General features: G+C 52.7%; 14 protein-coding genes and 1 tRNA gene. 9 read left to right on the forward strand and 6 right to left on the reverse strand.

What is annotated here, in order from left to right; all coding sequences use genetic code 11:
- Positions 1 to 420: 420 nt before the first annotated feature.
- A tRNA-Asn gene (locus H7K52_RS00620) sits at positions 421 to 496 on the forward strand.
- A 298-nt stretch (positions 497 to 794) separates the two neighbouring features.
- Here H7K52_RS00620 and H7K52_RS00625 read toward each other — a convergent pair.
- Entirely contained in the window at positions 795 to 1289 is a 495-nt protein-coding gene (locus H7K52_RS00625; RefSeq protein ID WP_008925991.1) for a FidL-like protein, read from the reverse strand.
- A gap of 155 nt (positions 1290 to 1444) precedes the next feature.
- Complete coding sequence (locus tag H7K52_RS00630; protein WP_182629505.1) at positions 1445 to 2074, reverse strand: winged helix-turn-helix domain-containing protein; 630 nt, start codon at positions 2072 to 2074, stop codon at positions 1445 to 1447.
- A gap of 846 nt (positions 2075 to 2920) precedes the next feature.
- On the opposite strand from H7K52_RS00630, the gene H7K52_RS00635 reads away from it, so the two are divergent.
- The 4 genes from H7K52_RS00635 to H7K52_RS00650 all read left to right on the forward strand — a co-directional run bounded on the left by H7K52_RS00635 (position 2921) and on the right by H7K52_RS00650 (position 7463).
- Positions 2921 to 3706: a fimbria/pilus periplasmic chaperone gene (locus tag H7K52_RS00635; RefSeq protein WP_182629506.1), complete on the forward strand. Its 786-nt coding sequence runs from the start codon at positions 2921 to 2923 to the stop codon at positions 3704 to 3706.
- A 72-nt stretch (positions 3707 to 3778) separates the two neighbouring features.
- Complete coding sequence (locus tag H7K52_RS00640) at positions 3779 to 6235, forward strand: fimbria/pilus outer membrane usher protein (RefSeq protein ID WP_409072671.1); 2457 nt, start codon at positions 3779 to 3781, stop codon at positions 6233 to 6235.
- Between the two features lie 55 nt (positions 6236 to 6290).
- Positions 6291 to 6743: an AfaD family invasin gene (gene afaD, locus H7K52_RS00645; protein ID WP_154926603.1), complete on the forward strand. Its 453-nt coding sequence runs from the start codon at positions 6291 to 6293 to the stop codon at positions 6741 to 6743.
- Between the two features lie 168 nt (positions 6744 to 6911).
- A complete protein-coding gene (locus tag H7K52_RS00650) occupies positions 6912 to 7463 on the forward strand; it encodes a hypothetical protein (protein WP_182629508.1) in 552 nt (183 codons plus the stop codon).
- A gap of 466 nt (positions 7464 to 7929) precedes the next feature.
- On the opposite strand, the gene H7K52_RS00655 is transcribed toward H7K52_RS00650, so the two are convergent.
- The 4 genes from H7K52_RS00655 to H7K52_RS00670 form a co-directional block, all read right to left on the reverse strand.
- Positions 7930 to 8916 carry an isopenicillin N synthase family dioxygenase gene (locus tag H7K52_RS00655; protein WP_004571376.1) on the reverse strand — a complete coding sequence of 329 codons (987 nt, stop codon included), beginning with the start codon at positions 8914 to 8916 and terminating at the stop codon, positions 7930 to 7932.
- A gap of 27 nt (positions 8917 to 8943) precedes the next feature.
- Positions 8944 to 10371, reverse strand: coding sequence for an amidohydrolase family protein (locus H7K52_RS00660; protein WP_182629509.1), 1428 nt, complete (start codon positions 10369 to 10371; stop codon positions 8944 to 8946).
- Between the two features lie 11 nt (positions 10372 to 10382).
- Positions 10383 to 11372 carry an ABC transporter substrate-binding protein gene (locus tag H7K52_RS00665; protein ID WP_182629510.1) on the reverse strand — a complete coding sequence of 330 codons (990 nt, stop codon included), beginning with the start codon at positions 11370 to 11372 and terminating at the stop codon, positions 10383 to 10385.
- Between the two features lie 264 nt (positions 11373 to 11636).
- The gene (locus tag H7K52_RS00670) at positions 11637 to 12560 is read right to left on the reverse strand and encodes a LysR family transcriptional regulator (RefSeq protein ID WP_140033265.1); all 924 of its coding nucleotides are present in this window, start codon (positions 12558 to 12560) and stop codon (positions 11637 to 11639) included.
- A gap of 212 nt (positions 12561 to 12772) precedes the next feature.
- On the opposite strand from H7K52_RS00670, the gene H7K52_RS00675 reads away from it, so the two are divergent.
- From H7K52_RS00675 to H7K52_RS00690, 4 genes are read left to right on the forward strand one after another with little or no spacing between them, the layout of a single operon-like run.
- Positions 12773 to 13747 (forward strand): PDR/VanB family oxidoreductase, encoded by a 975-nt coding sequence (locus H7K52_RS00675; protein ID WP_004571371.1) that lies wholly within the window; start codon positions 12773 to 12775, stop codon positions 13745 to 13747.
- A 20-nt stretch (positions 13748 to 13767) separates the two neighbouring features.
- Positions 13768 to 15048, forward strand: coding sequence for an amidohydrolase family protein (locus H7K52_RS00680; RefSeq protein WP_182629511.1), 1281 nt, complete (start codon positions 13768 to 13770; stop codon positions 15046 to 15048).
- Entirely contained in the window at positions 15038 to 15499 is a 462-nt protein-coding gene (locus H7K52_RS00685; RefSeq protein WP_182629512.1) for a RidA family protein, read from the forward strand. Before H7K52_RS00680 ends, H7K52_RS00685 begins: the two co-directional genes overlap by 11 nt.
- A 29-nt stretch (positions 15500 to 15528) precedes the next feature.
- Positions 15529 to 16410 carry a creatininase family protein gene (locus tag H7K52_RS00690; RefSeq protein ID WP_004571368.1) on the forward strand — a complete coding sequence of 294 codons (882 nt, stop codon included), beginning with the start codon at positions 15529 to 15531 and terminating at the stop codon, positions 16408 to 16410.
- Positions 16411 to 16413 lie beyond the last annotated feature (3 nt).

Raw genomic sequence — 16413 nt, forward strand, 5'->3', positions numbered from 1 at the left:
TCTGTTTCGGAAAATTTGAGGTAAGACTTCAGGTTCTGGCTATTTTTGTGATCGACCACTCCTTTTCACAATCACTTGATCTGCAAACAGTTAGTTTCAAAATGCCGTTTCACTTCTGGCCGATGATGACGACCGTGATGATAAGCAGTTCATTTGTTCCATATGATCTCGTTTTGAAATTTTTATCATAAAAGCACTGAAACGCTTGTTTTAACATCGGCAAATAACAAAACTTTGACATGCATCTAACATCTACTGAGAAATGCCAGCAAAGTGAGATCCTGTTGGCAGTTTGAAAATCCATCAGAAGTGACTAAAAACCGCCAATCCGCTGCTTTTACGAGCATCTGAACGCAAATCAGTAAACAGGGCTTTGACAAGCAGGATCTACGCCGCTAATATTCGCCCCGTTCAAGCGATTCCTCTGTAGTTCAGTCGGTAGAACGGCGGACTGTTAATCCGTATGTCACTGGTTCGAGTCCAGTCAGAGGAGCCAGAATTAGAAAAGCCCGCTCAGGGAAACCTGAGCGGGCTTTTTGCTTTTGTGTTACAGGTCGGCGAATCACTGACAGGTTCAGATGTGAACCATCAAATAACGATGTGCTGTGGGCGCTACTCAGGCGGCCCTGTAGATAGCGTGTCTATCGACCCCCACTGATGTTAGCCAGGAAGCGGTTTAGCATTTGTGCTGTGCCTTTCCGCCATCCTTTTCCTTTGCTGCCTGCCAGAGAAAATGGCGCCAGTGCCTGGTTCTTTCTTTAGTGCAAAGGTTCTGCGAGCTTTCATGCAATCAGTTAAAAAGCCACGCAGGTAAAGACAAACGAAAGTGGGCTTCCCATCATAAAAGTATGATGTCCGACATTAATCACATCAAGTTGTAAGGTTTCCGGGTCGCCGGTAAATTCAGCTAACAGCTTCTCAAAGGTTGGATTATCTGTATTGTCAGTGGGAGAGATAATGATGCGGCTTATAGAGTAATGCGCTGTATTACTGCCCCTTACTTCCCCCCTATTCAGTATGAGGGTTCTTCCTAAATTTTTTTCCTCATTATTGATTAACACCCGTCCATTCAGTAAAAAATATCCGGTTCCGTCCTTGTATAGTCTGAGATCCTGGGCGACATTAAATTTAAGCGTCTGTCCCTCACCACCCAGATCGTATTGGGTAAAAGAGTAACATCTCAGTGGCAATATTAAATTATTTTCAGACCCAAAAAATATAAAACCCAGAAGAATTGCCGTACAGACAGTTGAAATAGCTATCAGAACTCTCACGTTTGGAAACATCATATTAATTCTCGTTAATATGGAAGAAATTATTGCAACTGGTTACATTCCTCTCTTTTCCAAACTTGCAATACGAAATTAATGTTCGGCCATCATCTTTTGGCGAAAAAGACGTATAGTTATCAAAATAGATTTTTTTATTTTTATCACAGACTAAATTATTTTTCTGCTAAAAGAGCAGTTATTTTACTTTTTACTTCTTTCATCTTATTTTCATTGAGATCCTTAACAAAAACCACCTCGCACCCCTCTGCAAGAAAATCTGATTTCAGATAAATGTTGATATTATCCAATGAAGACGTATTGTTTTTAAAGACTAACACCGCAGTTGCAATAAAAACGGGTGAAATGATATACAGGCAAAGAACAATGACTTTCCATGAAAGAAAAGATCCAGGTTTATTTAATAATGCCTTAGGTAAATGAGCCGGTGGGGATGACTCTATTCCGTCAAAGGAGGGGGATTTAACGACAGAATGATTAGTATTTAACTTAATACCAATTTTAGGAATGGTAATGACAATTTCATCACATCCAAATGCGGATAATGCACGTCTCATTATACTCAGGTATTGCGTTAAATTTGCATTTGACCCTCTGAGGTTATGTTTATCCCAGACTTCAACAATCAAATATTCTCTTGTCAGAATATCGCCATTGGAATCAAGAATGAGTGCCAGTAATCGCGCCGAAGGCAGGTTAATCTGAACGGTATCTTTCGTCGGTATATGTCGGAGAGTACTGTCATCCGTATTAAACACTATTGAACCATTAATGGTATACAACACCTTCACATCCCCCCCGATTAAATAAATTCAATCTCAGATTTATCTCACAACATAATACAGTAAAACCCTTTTTGCACGTAGCATTTTTAAAACAAGCGAATAAAAAGCACGGGAACGCGTTGATACCCACTGACTCTGTTTCAGGGAAATCATTGTCCTGATGTCGGAACGCCGTTGCTAATGAAAGTATGAGTATATTCGCACAGCTGAACCTTCCGCTGTCAGAAGGGAATTACGACGATTCAACCAGATTCACGGCAGGAGATGCTCTTTTAAACTCTCCTCCGGATGTCAGGTAGTGGGCAGCCTGCAACAATCGGCGACTGTTTAAGCTAAAAAAATAACAAAAATAGATCATTAAACTAAAAATACAGATAAATTCGAATTACATTCCGTTATTGGTTTTCCTGTATAACACTGTTTCCATCCTGAGGCAGCAAGCCCCGGCCAGTGTGGGGGTTAAGGTGGGTACGCATCTTGCTTCAGCTCGGTGATTATAGATGTACCTGAATCCGCGCCATCTATATGAATGTGAAAAGCAATGACCTGGTAATTTCTTCAACATGCTTTATGGGCATTATAAATAACCCGAAAACACACCAGAGGATTACTGAATATGAAACTTAAATTTAAACATTATTGCACGACTGCCCTTTCCACCTGTGGCTCATCGGGCTCGCTAACTACCTGTGCCGCTTTTTATCTGAAGCTTTTCTCTTCTTAAAAATCTGGTCGTGTATTTTTAAAATGAATTTCTTTGTTAATTTTACGTTTACCTAAAAATCAACAAGGGTATTTTACGATTACGTTTAGTCAGGAATAATTATTCTCTGATAGGGATGTGTTATGTATTTACTTTGTAATAAAAAAACTTACAGGGCAGCCGGGGCTGTACTGGCCGCCGCGATATTAATCAGTAATGGCGCTACTCCGGCTTTTGCGCAGGAGCTGAAGACGGTCACCAATACCAAAGTATTCGAGGTCAAACTGGGTGCCTCACGAGTGATATATAACCCGGACTCCAGCGGAGCGTCTTTATCCATCACCAATGCGCAGGCTTACCCCATACTGGTGCAGGGAAAGGTGCTTGCGGAAGATAAAAAAACACCTGCGCCTTTTATTGTCACCCCGCCAGTTTTCCGTCTGGATGCACAGCAGCAGAACCGCCTGCGAATTATTCGTACCGGCGGTCAAATGGCCGGTGACCATGAAACGCTGCACTGGCTTTGCGTGACCGGTATTCCGCCTAAAGATAGTGATGTCTGGGCTCAGGATGCGAAAGGGACACCGTTAAAGCCCACAGCAGTCACGCTGAACCTGGAAGTCAGCGCAAACAGCTGTATTAAGCTGCTGGTGCGCCCGTCCGGCGTGAGAGGAACGATGATGGATGCCGTATCCGCGCTTAAGTGGCAACGCCAGGGCGATAAGCTGACGGTAACTAACCCTTCCGCATTTTATATGAATTTGTCCTCACTCAGCGTGGGGGAGATGAATATTCCGGATAGGGAATATGTCGCTCCGCACTCTTCCCGCAGCTTTATCCTGCCAAAAGGCGCTGCCGGTCAGGTGAAGTGGACGGTTATCACTGATGAAGGTGGAGAGAGCCGCACGTTTCAGTCGCCGTTGCACTAATAAGGCGCCTGGATAATGCAATATTTTCGGTTTTCTGTGGTGGCCATCGTGGTATCTGCCGGGCTGTTTTCAATGCCGGTGATGGCCCGGACCTGGGAATTTGATGCTTCACAGTTGGGTGGTGGTGTCAGTGATGCGGATATCGCTCTATTTAACCAGGGCGGGCAGCTTCCAGGAACCTATCTGGTTGACGTGTTGCTCAATGGTGAGCAGGTGGATTCCCGTGAAGTGGTTTTTGTTCAGCAGGAAGATTCCCGGGGCATGCCTGTTTTGCAGCCCTGCCTGAGCAGGAAGCAGCTTTTACGTTACGGCATAAAGACGGAAGACTATCCGGCATTGTCCGGCAAAGGCCTGGACGCAAACAAAGATTGTGCTGACATCCGCGTTATTCCGCATGCCAGAGCTGATTTTAATTTCGGGGCACAGCAGCTGGTGCTGAGCGTTCCGCAGATAGCATTGCGCCCTGAAGTAAAGGGCATTTCTCCCCGAGAGCTGTGGGATGAGGGAGTCCCGGCGATCCTGATGAATTACCGGACCGGTACCAGCCATGTGGAATCCCGGGTCGGGAGTAGAAATGTCAATGAATCGCAGTACCTGCAGCTGGAGCCCGGCGCTAACTGGGGACCATGGCGATTACGTAATTCGACGACGTGGCAGAAGAGCCGCGGACAGACCGGCCGCTGGCAGACTCCTTATACCTATCTTGATCGGGGCCTGTATGACATGCAAAGCAGGCTGACGCTGGGAGAGCGTTTCACGCCGTCGGAAATTTTTGACAGCGTACCTTTTCGCGGCGTGATGCTGGGTTCGGATGAAAATATGCTGCCCTTTTCGCAGCGGACTTTTTCACCCGTGGTGCGCGGTATTGCCCGCACTCAGGCCAGGGTAGAAGTGAAGCAGAATGGCTACACGGTTTACAACGCCACGGTAGCGCCCGGCCCGTTTGCCCTGAGTGACTTTGCCGCTGGCGGCTCGGGTGGGGATTTGCAGGTTACCGTATGGGAAGCCGACGGCACTACTCAGGAATTCAGCGTCCCTTATCAGACGCCGGCGATTGCGCTGCAGGAAGGCCACAGCGTGTACAACCTGATGGCCGGGCAGTATCGGGCATCAGATAACACGGTTGATTCGCCTCTGGTTGCACAGGCCACTGTTATGTATGGCCTGCCGTGGAGCCTGACCCTATACGGCGGTTTGCAGGGCGCGGAGCGCTATCAGGCGACGACTGCGGGGCTGGGTATGTTGCTCGGGTCGTGGGGCGCGGTATCTCTGGATGGGACCCACGGCCGTGGGCAGAAGAAAGAGCGTGAAAGTGAAACGGGGGGATACGGACGGCTGCGCTACAGCAAGCGCGTTGAGGTAACCAACACCTCGCTTGATCTGTCCCATACCCGCTATGACGCATCCGGTTTCAGCACGCTGTCTGAGGTAATGGACAGCTATCGGCAGGAAAACCCAGCCGGCAGTGACGCACAACGCCGGTCTGAGACAACCCTGACGCTCAGTCAGTCATTGGGCGGATTGGGGAGTCTCAGCCTGAGCGGTTCTCGCAACAGTTACGGCAACGGGCAAGGGAGTACAGAGTCGTTCAGTGCCGGCTATGGCGTCAGTATACGCGGCGTTTCCCTGTCGCTGAATGCGACGCAGATCCGTAACCGGAACAGCGGCAGTAAATGGCAGGATAACCGGCTGATTAACATGATGGTCAGTATTCCACTGGACCGCTGGCCTGGTGGGGCAACCCGGGCGACCTATCAGATGACGTCGCCTTCATCCGGCGGCAATACACAGCAGGTGGGGCTCAGTGGTCAGGCGTATGACCGCCAGTTGCAGTGGAATGTGAACCAGCGTCAACGTTCGGGGGCGGTGAGCGGAGACCGCAACGACAGCGACCTGAACCTTGGCTGGAGCGGGGGCTACGGCCAGCTGAATGGCCGTTACGGCTACAGTCCGTCTTACCGGCAGACAGGACTGGATGCGTCAGGCGGCATCGTGATTACCCGCAGTAGTGTCACCGCAGGGCAGACGCTGAACGATACCGTGGCACTGGTGGAAGCGCCGGGTGCCTCCGGAGTGGCTGTTGGCGGCTGGCCGGGAGTGAAAACCGATTTTCGTGGCTACACCACACAGTCAGGCCTGCAGCCTTACCGGAAGAATATTGTCAGCCTGGACCCTGCTCGTCTTTCGGCTGATGCAGAAATAAAACAGACGGACGTGACGGTAGTGCCGACGCAGGGCGCGGTTATCCCGGCCACCTTTATCACGCATATTGGCCGGCGGGCGCTGGTGACACTGATACGTCCGGACGGTAAACCGGTTCCTTTTGGGGCACTGGTTACCCCGGAAAACCAGGCGTCATCAGGCAGTGGCATTACCGGTGAAGCCGGACAGGTGTATCTGTCCGGACTGAACGGAAAAGGTGCCCTGATGGCGAGATGGGGAGAGAAGCAACAGTGCCGGGCTGATTACCGTCTGCCGGAAAAACCAGGGCCAGCAGGGCTGTATCTGTCAGAGGCAGTTTGTCGCTGAAAGCAGTTACCGGCTTCCGAAAAAACTGAACAGAAACATCACCCGGAGAAGGGGAATGATGAAAAGAAAAAGATTGTATCTGATAGCGGCAGCACTTTTGACAGTCATGGCCAGCAGCGCTCCGGCTGTCGCGACGGGTAGCCCGCAACTGGTGTTACAGATGAATCATGGCCTGCAGGCGGGTGCTGTCAGAGACGGCACAAAGCTCGGCAGGGGCACGCTGGTCAGCTACGACATTCATACGGGTTTTCAGCTCCGGAGCGATCAGGCTGCATCCGGCCAGCAGGGAGGACGTTATGTGCTGACAGGCCAGCAGAATCCGGCGCATCAGTTGCGGGTGCGTCTGGTGCCACAGCAACAGGTGGTAACGGAAATGGCGGACATGCAGGTGATAACCGTGCATACCGGCGAAGACAGAATGGTTTTTGACATTCTGGCGGATGGCGACCAGAGGGTGAAAGCGGATACCTACTCTTTAAACATCGCTGGTCAGGTGGTCACTCAGTAACGTGCAACAGCCGGGCGCTATATAGAGATTTCACGAATACCCCGTCACTGACATTTTTGGTGACGGGGAGCCATCGGGCACATATGCCTCGATGGTCGGGTAGACGCACTGTCTACGACTTTTAGGGACGACTGCAGTCGTTAATTCAACACAACAAAGGATAGAGATATGAAATTTTTAAACATCAAAACCTCAGCGGCAGCAGCGATAATCATCGCGGGTATTTCATCCCACGCAGCAATCGCAGCGCTGTCCGAAGCCAGTGCTACGTCGGCCGACATTACTTTTACTACTCCGCTCACTGTTTCTAACGTTTTGACACCGGTGTCGGGTCTGTCGGACGGGACTAATAGTGGAATAGTGCTGGCAAATGGTACCATCACTTCGACAGGCGGCGCCTCTCGTCATTACATAGCTTTGGGTATGCCCGGGTCATTAACAGGGTCTGATAACGGCAAGACCCAGGCCACATTAAGGATTAAAGGCAAAAACGACAGCAATAACGGCATTCTTGTAACAATAATCAGGCCTGCTAATACTCCTGACTCTGTTGGCTCTGCTCATTGCTCAGAGTTAAATTTGACATGTAACACCGATTACATTTTATACAGCACTGCCACCAACGGCGTATCAACTTACAATGTTACATTAAGCGGGACGCAGGACGTGAAACCTGATACCTATACCGTCCAGACCACCGCTTACGCGTATGGAGACTGACAGAAATAAAAACATCAGGCGAACACCCTGTAATGTTCAGGGATTTGACTGACTCTGTCGCATTGACGTTAATCAGAAGCATAGGCGAGGAATCCCGCCTATGCTTACAGCTTCAAATTTTCAATCTCAGGTAAGCCAGTTCAGAGAATAGCTTCATATTTCAACATTCATTAACAGTAATCGACACAAATCCTTCTGGTTACATTGTTCTGCCTGTTCGGCAGTAACAGAGATTTACGCAACAAAGAATGTTGTTATCATGTTCAAATCAAATAATGAGATCGCATTAAATTCCTTCTATGCGAGGGTTGTATTTTTTATGCCCGTAAGTACATGAAGGCGAAGGCTATATTAGCGAGTTACTGACAAAGGCGATCTCAGCCAGAAAAGCCAGAATTAAAAAAGCCCGCTCAGTTTTCCCTGAGCGGGCTTTTTGCTTTTCAGCTCTCTTTATCTTTCTGGCAAATTATCCTTTCGCAAAGTTCGCCTGAATGCGCTGTTGCAGATAATCTTCGGCGGTGATGGCCGGATATTTCGCCTGCGGCCCCAGAATCTCCACATCTTTATTAGCCTGACAGAAAAAGGCCAGGCTGTAGCGCGCACCCTGGTATTCGCCGGGCAGTGGGCTTCTCACACGGTGGAAATTTGACGGCAGCTGATCGTCGCTCCAGCGCATCAGCATGTCGCCGATGTTGCAGGTGATCACCTCTTCGCGCGGCTCGATGCTGGTCCACTGCTGACTTTCGCGGTCTTTGCCAGGACATACCTGCAACCCGCCCTGACCGGGACGCTGGAACAGCAGCGTCAGACAGTCAAAATCTGTATGCGCACCCGCGCGCCACATCCCCTGCTCTGACTGCTCAGTGGCATAGTAGTGCAGCATGCGCAGCGTACTCTGGTAAGTTTGCAGGTCCGGATTATGTGCCTGCTCGAAAAAGTGCTCAGGAAAGCCCAGTTTCAGGGCAAAACAAGAAAGCAGTTTCATGCCCAGTTGCCAGCATTGCGATTCAAAATTCAGCATGGTCTCTTTGAAAGCCGGCAGTTCCTGTTCAGTCGGCCATAGCGGTGCCATCAACGGACGGGTGATCTGGTAAGACTCTTTCTGGTCTGGCGTTCGGGTTGATGGTCGCACCTGAGATTTATTCTCCCAGCCTGCGTTACGCGCCAGCGGATATTGCGCTTTTATCTCTTCGGGCAGTAAGAAGAAATCCTCTGTCATGCTGAACGCCTGACGGATATCGCCGAGTGCAATGCCGTGATTGCTGACCTGGAAGAAGCCAATTTCTACGGCTGCGCTCCAGAGTTCGTCGGCGATCTCACTTTTACGGTTTTCGAAATCTGATAAATCGATACAACGCACTTCACGGGCAAAAGTTTCTTCACCCATCGCGCCCATTCCTGCTTCTTTTTCCAGTTCCTGTAATGCATATGCTGTTTGATTTGATTGCGTCATTGTTCTTATCCTTCTTAATCAATAGGGTTAGCGCGCAGCGCGCTGTTGTAAAGTACGGACGGCAGACATTGCCTCATGGCGCATGGCCTCCAAATCGAGTCCGGGGATGACATCGTTTTCGACGATCACCCGGCCATTTATCATCAGTGCCTTAAGCGAAGCGCGTCCGGCACAGGCCACCGGACCAATGGCCATGTCGTGCAGGCCGAAGTAGCGCGGGTCATCCAGCCGATAAATGGCGATATCCGCCAGCCTGCCCACCTGCACGGTGCCGCTTTGTTGCAGGCCAAGGATCTGCGCCCCGCCTGCGCTGCCCCACCGCACCACGTCTTCAACAGATGCTGCGTCGCCGCCGCCTTCAAACGTGCCGCCGTCATAACGCGGTGTCGCCAGCATGCCTTTTCGGGCGCGCTGCAAAAGCCAGGCCGCATGCGCTTCACTTTGCATATCGGCGGCTTCGTTCGATGCCGCACCGTCTACGCCTAATGAAACAGGCACACCGGCCTGTTCCAGCGCCAGCAAATCAGCGATGCCGCTGCCCAGACGCCCGTTGCTTTGCGGGCAGTGTGCAATGCCAGTGCGGGTCTGACCCAGCATCGTGATTTCCTGCGGCAGCAGTTTTACCAGGTGCGCAAACCAGACGTCCTCACCCAGCCAGTCGTGTTCCGCACAAAACTGCACCGGCGTCATGTCGAATCTGGCACGCGCCGCATCAAGATAATCCACGGTTTCCGACAAGTGGCTGTGCAGCCGAATCCCCAGACTGCGGGCCAGTTTCGCCATTTCGCGCAACTCCGCACCGGGTGCAGAATGCAGCAAGGTTGTAGGTGCCATCACCACACGGCGCAGTGACGTTGGTTTCGGATCGTGATAACGACCCACCAGCCGTTCAATATCCGCCATGTAATCCCCGAAGTTTTCCGGGCGCAGCGCCTGCGGCAAATCTTTCTCGATCGCGCGCCCCTGCGTTGCGCCACCCCGACATAGCACAATGCGCATTCCCAGCGCCTCACCTTCACTGAACAGGATTTCCGAGGTATCGAACGGCATATCTGGCCAGTAAAGGTAGTTATGGTCCGCCACCGTCGCGCAGCCGGAACGCAGCAGTTCAGTCAGGCCGATACGCACCGCAAGACGAAAGGTGGATTCATCGAAGGTGGCACGAAAACGATAAGGCGTGGCACTCAGCCATGCGGTCAGGCTTTGGTTCAGCCCCTGCGGTTCCCCTTTTAACAATGACTGAAACAGGTGATGGTGCGTATTCACCCAGGCGGGATAAACCACGCAATCGCGGGCGTCGATCAGCTGCTCGTCGGGCATTGCCGTCAGGGAACCTATCGCCTCGATCACCCCATGACGCACGCGAATATCCGACCCGGCGTGACGCGCTGCCTCTCCCGGCAAGCCGGTGAGGATTGCGTGCGCATTTTTAATCAGTAAAACGTCAGATGACATTGCAACACTCCTCAGGGCTTAACCTGCATCTGGTCGACAATTTCAGTGGTATACGCCTGCTTCCAGTCGGTATTCGCATTCAGCAGTCTGGCGTTCACCATGAAATCACGGGTTTTCTGCCAGCGGGCCTCCGTCATGGTGCCCCACCCCTTCGTTGCCGCATCACCGCCGTCAATCAGATGGTGCGCTTTGATTTGCTGAACGCCCCAGGCCAGCAGGTCGTCCGTCATCTTCGGATTATCCTTTTTGATCAGCGCGTTGCCCGCCGCCGGATTTTGCAGATAGCTTATCCATCCTTCCATCGACGCCTTTACAAACTTAGCCATCGCCTCTTTCCGGCTGCTGATCAGTTCAGGACGGGTGATCAGAATGCCGCCGTAAGGGGGATAGCCGTGCTCCGAGAAGAGGAAGAAATTTGATTTCACACCCGCCTTTTGTGCCTGAAAAACTTCAGAACTGACATAGGCTTGCTGCGCGACATTTTCGTCAGCCACAAAGGGCTGGATATTGAAGGTGTAAGGACGAACCTGTGAATCGCTAAGCTGATAGCGTGCTTTCAGCCATGGCCACCAGGTCGATTGCCCGGAGCTGGAGACTAAAATGGTTTTGTCTTTCAGACCGTCCAGGGAAGTGACTGAAGCATGTGTCAGCAGCCCCTGAGGATCAAACTGGAAAGGGGCGGCGATGGCTTTGGCCTGAAAACCGCGCTGCAGGGATTCGAGTAGCTGGAGATCATAACCGATGATCACGTCCGCGCGCTTTGCCAGCAGCAACTGCATGCCGTTGACCTGCGGGCCGCCAGACTGAATGCTGACATCCAGCCCGTAACGCTTGTAAATGCCTGTGGCCTGCGCCTGATAATAGCCGCCCTGCTCCGCCTGCGCGTACCAGGATGTCAGTAGCGCTATTTTCTCATCGGCGTGTGCCGACAGTGAAAATGCGGCAGGGATCAGCGCGCTCAGCACGCAGCAAGACAGGGGAATGCGGGAAACTGACTTCATTGCTCCTCTCCTAATCATCACCGGAGGGGGCATTGAGCGAATGCGGCTCAGCTCCCCTGACCGGCTCTAAATGAACCGCGAAATGGTTGCTGAGCAATGTCCCGCGCAGTTGCCCGCACTGACCGCTTCTACTCACTGTGGGTTATACAAGAAAGGTGCCAACTCCACGAATGCGCTTTCTCTGCGCTTTAACAGGGGATTGATCGGCGCTGGCTCTGCAACCTTTGATTCATTACAAAGCAGCCAGCACCAGAACAGTGCAAATCAATCCCGATCACCTCGCGGCATCTGGATCTCGCTGAACAACATCTCCAGCTGTTTGAGCATCATCGAGGCGGCCAGCGAAAGCTGTCTTGTCGGGGCGACGCACAACGAAAGGGTGAACGTTTTTAATTGCGGATCGGTCAGCGGAATAAATTGCAGTTCATCGCTTTCCACCTCATCAATGATGTCGAGCCAGCAGAGAATACCGATGCCCATTTTCTCTTTAATCAGCGAGCGGATCATGTGGATGTTATTGGATACCGCGACTTCGTTAATCATGTCGCCGTTGATATTCATCAGCGCCTGGACGGGTTCGGCCAGCATCAGCGGCGCAGCCGGCAGGATAAACGGATATTCCATGCACTGGCTAAAACGCACGTGGCTTCTGTCGCCGAGCGGGTGCCCTTTCGGCACCACAATCCCCAGCTCGATTTCTGCAAAAGCGCGTACCTGCAACTCTCGTGAACTTTGCGGATTAAGCATCAGACCAAAGTCAGCATCGCCAGATATCAGCGCCTGCTGAATGTCCACATTGTTCATGGTGGTCAGCGTGAAAGAGATATTCGGATAATCAGCATGCACCTTCCTGAGCATCGCCGAGAAAAACTGCCGGTTGATGGCGTCAATGGTGGCAATTCGCACGTGTCCGCGCCGCAGACCGCGCAGGTCATCGAGTTGCTCGCAGACGCGGGTGAAATCCTTTTTCCAGTTGTTGGCGGCGTGCAATAGCAGCTCGCCGGCTGCCGTTAGCCGCAATCCGGTCGGGTGCCGTTCAAACAGCGGCATTGCCAGTTCTTTTTCCACCCGCAGGATCTGCCGGTCAATCGACGATGCGGCGACATGTAAGGTTTCTGACGCCTTACGAAACGAGCCCTGGCGGGCAACCTCAGTGAAGTACAGCAGAAACCGTGAGAATGCGAACATGATTGAGTGCTCTCTTTTTTGCAACGGGATGTGCGAATCAAAGCGCTGGACGCAACAGCTTTACAACAATAACGTAGCTTTCATTGCAATGGGAACAATCGTTTCATCGACATTACATCCCGCCGCGGGCTATTCCAGGCCGGATGGCAGCAGGTTATGCGGTGAACAGGTTACCCTGGTTTATGAATGACTCATCAAAATGAATACGGTAAATGACGATGAATGATGCCGGATTAATTCCTGTCACGATCAAGGCGATCGGCGAAAATGGTAAAGGAAATATTTCACTGCAACTTATTGCGCAGGACGGTGGATTATTACCGCCCTGGTTACCCGGTGCGCACATTGACCTTTTCATTCCTGAAATTGGCCCGCGCCAGTATTCTCTCTGCAACGAAAATCACAGCGGGGAATATTATGAAATCTGCGTAAAACTGGCAGACAACGCGACCGGCGGGTCGCACTTTATTCATCATCATTTCAGTGCTAACGACACACTCAATATCTCGATGCCACGTAACCATTTCCCTCTGCCAGCCGCCGGGCGCTATCTGTTATTTGCCGGAGGAATTGGCATTACGCCACTGCTGGCGATGGCGGAACAGATTTCTCGGCAAGGCATTGAATTTGAACTGCACTACTACATTTCGGGCCTGGATAAAGCGGCGTATATACCGCGTCTCACAGCACCTTCACTGGCAAGAAATCTCTTTTTACATGACAGCAGCGCAAACGATTCCCTGCGGCACACGACGCCGCTGAGCCTGTGTCAGCCGGATGCCAATACGCAGGTGATGGCCTGTGGCCCGGATGGGTTTATTAAGCGCCTTGAAGAGATTATGTACACGCACCACTGGCATAAGAATCAATTATCTTTTGAGCGATTCAGCAATAACACTATAAACAAAAATAACGCCAACTCTGAATTTCACATTGAGCTGAAATCCAGCGGAAAACGTTATTTAGTTGGTTCAGACCAAAGCATTGCAGAAGTCTTATTGAGTGCCAGAGTCGATATTATGCTGTCGTGCGAACAGGGTATTTGCGGCTCATGCATTACGGATGTCATCGACGGTATTCCCGATCACCGCGACTGCGTGCTGACAGAAGAAGAGAAAGCGGAGAACACGCAGATTACGCTGTGCTGTTCGCGCGCTAAGAGTCCTGTTCTGGTCCTGGACCTGTAATGCCAACGCGGAGCCTCAATATGAACTTTCCTTCTTTTGCCTCACCGTTAAACGGCATTGCCAACGTTCGCCTTCCCGCCTGGCTGCTTCCTGCCGGGTGGCCTGAGGATGCAGGTGAACCGGTGACGGCAGATCTGCGCGTTGAGGCAGGCAAAATAACTTCCATGACGCCTTTTCAGCCCGACCAGAATGATTTGTGGGACGCACAGGGCATGCTGGCGCTGCCAGGTCTGCTCGAACCTCATGCGCATCTTGATAAAACCTTCACCATTGGTCGCAGCCGTCCCCTAAAACCCGGTCTGCTGGCCGCGATTGAAACCCTGCATGAGGATCACCGGCACTGGACCACGGCAGATCTTCATCAGCGTGCCCGACAGGGAATGGCATGGGCCGCCGCCAACGGCGTAACCCGCCTGCGCACCCATATTGACTGGTTCGATGCCACGCCGCCGCTGGCCTGGACGGCACTGGCCACTATCACACAACCCGGCGTCATGCTGGAACGGGTGGCGCTGGTCCCGCTGACTCTTTTTGCCGACAGCGAGGCCGCTGACCGCATCGCCGCTGCGGTGGCGCAAAGCGGGAACCACTGCCTGCTGGGTGGATTTATCCACTCATCCAACTGGGATCCGGCCGCCATGACCAACCTGATGCGCAGTGCCTCGCGCTGGCAACTGAATCTGGATTTGCATATCGATGAAGAGCTCTCGCCGGTGGCACACGGCCTGAGCTGGCTGGCGCATTACCTGTCAGAAAATAGATTCAGCGGCCATATCTGTTGCAGCCACGGCTGCGCGCTGGCCTCCGGCAGTGAACATCAGGCAGTGGAGGTCCTGCGTTTGCTGGCGGAGCAGCGCGTCACGCTGATTGCACTGCCGATGACCAACCTGCTGTTGCAGGACGCCGTCACCGGCCGTACGCCACGACAGCGCGGCATAACGCTGCTGAAAGAGGCGCAGGCGGCAGGCGTTCCGGTGCTGCTCGGTTGCGATAACGTGCAGGACGCTTTTTGTCCGGCCGGCAGCTACGACCCGCTGGATACGCTGGCCTGTGCCCTGTTCGCACTGCAGCTGGATAACGTTTTTGACTGGCAGTCGCGACTGATCTGCGATGTCGCCGCGCTGAGCGGTGATGCACCGCCCGGCCTGCCACTCGCACCTGGCAGCGATGCCACGCTGATTCTCTTTCCAGGCAGCGACAGCCTGACCTGGCCTTTAAACAGCGCAGCCCGGCTGGTTTTCCACCATGGCAGGCTTGCCCACCAACGTACCTGGAATCCGGAGTTATCCCATGAGTCTTGAAGCGGGTGCGGGTAAACCGCTCGCCAACTATGCCGCGTGGCGCCGCGCGGGCAATTTTGTTTTTCTCTCGGGCGTGATTCCGGTTAATCCGCAGAGCGGGACCATCGTGCGCGGCTTTCAGGATATCCCCGCCGAAGCACGCCTGCTGTTGGGTGAAACCGGCGAATTCTCGACTGATATCAAACAGGGGCCGATCCTCGCCCAGAGCTGGTATGTGCTCGAAAGTATCCGCCACATCATTGAAGACGCCGGCGGGCAGATGAGTGATGTGATCAAGCTGGTGCAGTACTTTCGCAATCTTGATCATTTCCCCTATTACAGCCGGGTCAGAAAGCTTTTTTATCCCGGTCAACCGCCGGTTTCTACCGTGGTTCAGGTCAGCGAAATGCTGCCCTGCGCCGACGTGCTGATTGAAGTGGAAGCCACCGCCTGGTTACCCCAGTCCCGCTAACCCTGACAAGTCCGAACACGAGGCAGAGCATGATTAACGGCTATATTCCCGCAGAACGTTTTCTCCCTTTTCTGAGCTGGACAGCTATCGCTGCTCTGCCCGACAAGGCTAACACCGTGATTGTCTTACCGACCGGCGCCATCGAACAGCATGGCCCGCATCTGCCGTGTTCGGTGGACAGCGTGATTTCCTCCGGCGTCGCGGGTCACGCACTGGCGCGGCTTCCGGAAGAGATTCCGGCCTTCGCGATTCCGCCCATTACTTACGGCAAGTCGGACGAGCATCTGAACTTCCCCGGCACGCTGACCCTGACCGGCGACACGCTGTTGCAGACGGTGCTGGAAATTGCCGAATCGCTCTACCGCGCCGGGTTCCGCAAACTGCTGATGATCAATGGGCACGGCGGACAGCCGCAGGTGCTGCAAATGGCCTCGCGGGAAATGCGCCTGCGTCACGGGGACATGATCATGATCCCGCACGACGTGTTCCGCGTGCCTAACGTGGAAAATCAGTTCCTGAGTGCGCAGGAGCAGAAAATGGCGATGCATGCCGGTCACAGCGAAACGGCAGTGATGCTGGCTCTGGCACCGGAATGCGTTCACATGGAGCACGCAGTCGCCAATTATCCGCCGGCGTTTCCCTGTCCGACGCTGTCATCTGGCCGCCCTGTCGCCGCCTGGGCTTCTTATGATTTTGGTCCGAGCGGCGTAATCGGCGATCCGATTGGCGCAACCGCCGAACAGGGGCACGCGATCCTCGATTCGCTGGCGGCAAGCTGGGCGCAGGCGATCACGGAGATCCACCTGATGGAATGGACAGTCCGCAGCGAACCCACCTGGGGTAAACACCACTGGAACGGCTTTGTGCAAACCCGCTTCACTCCTCCTTCGTCTTCTCTGGCCTCTGAATAAAGG

The organism is Pantoea hericii (assembly GCF_014155795.1).
Classification (GTDB): Bacteria; Pseudomonadota; Gammaproteobacteria; order Enterobacterales; family Enterobacteriaceae; genus Pantoea; species Pantoea eucalypti.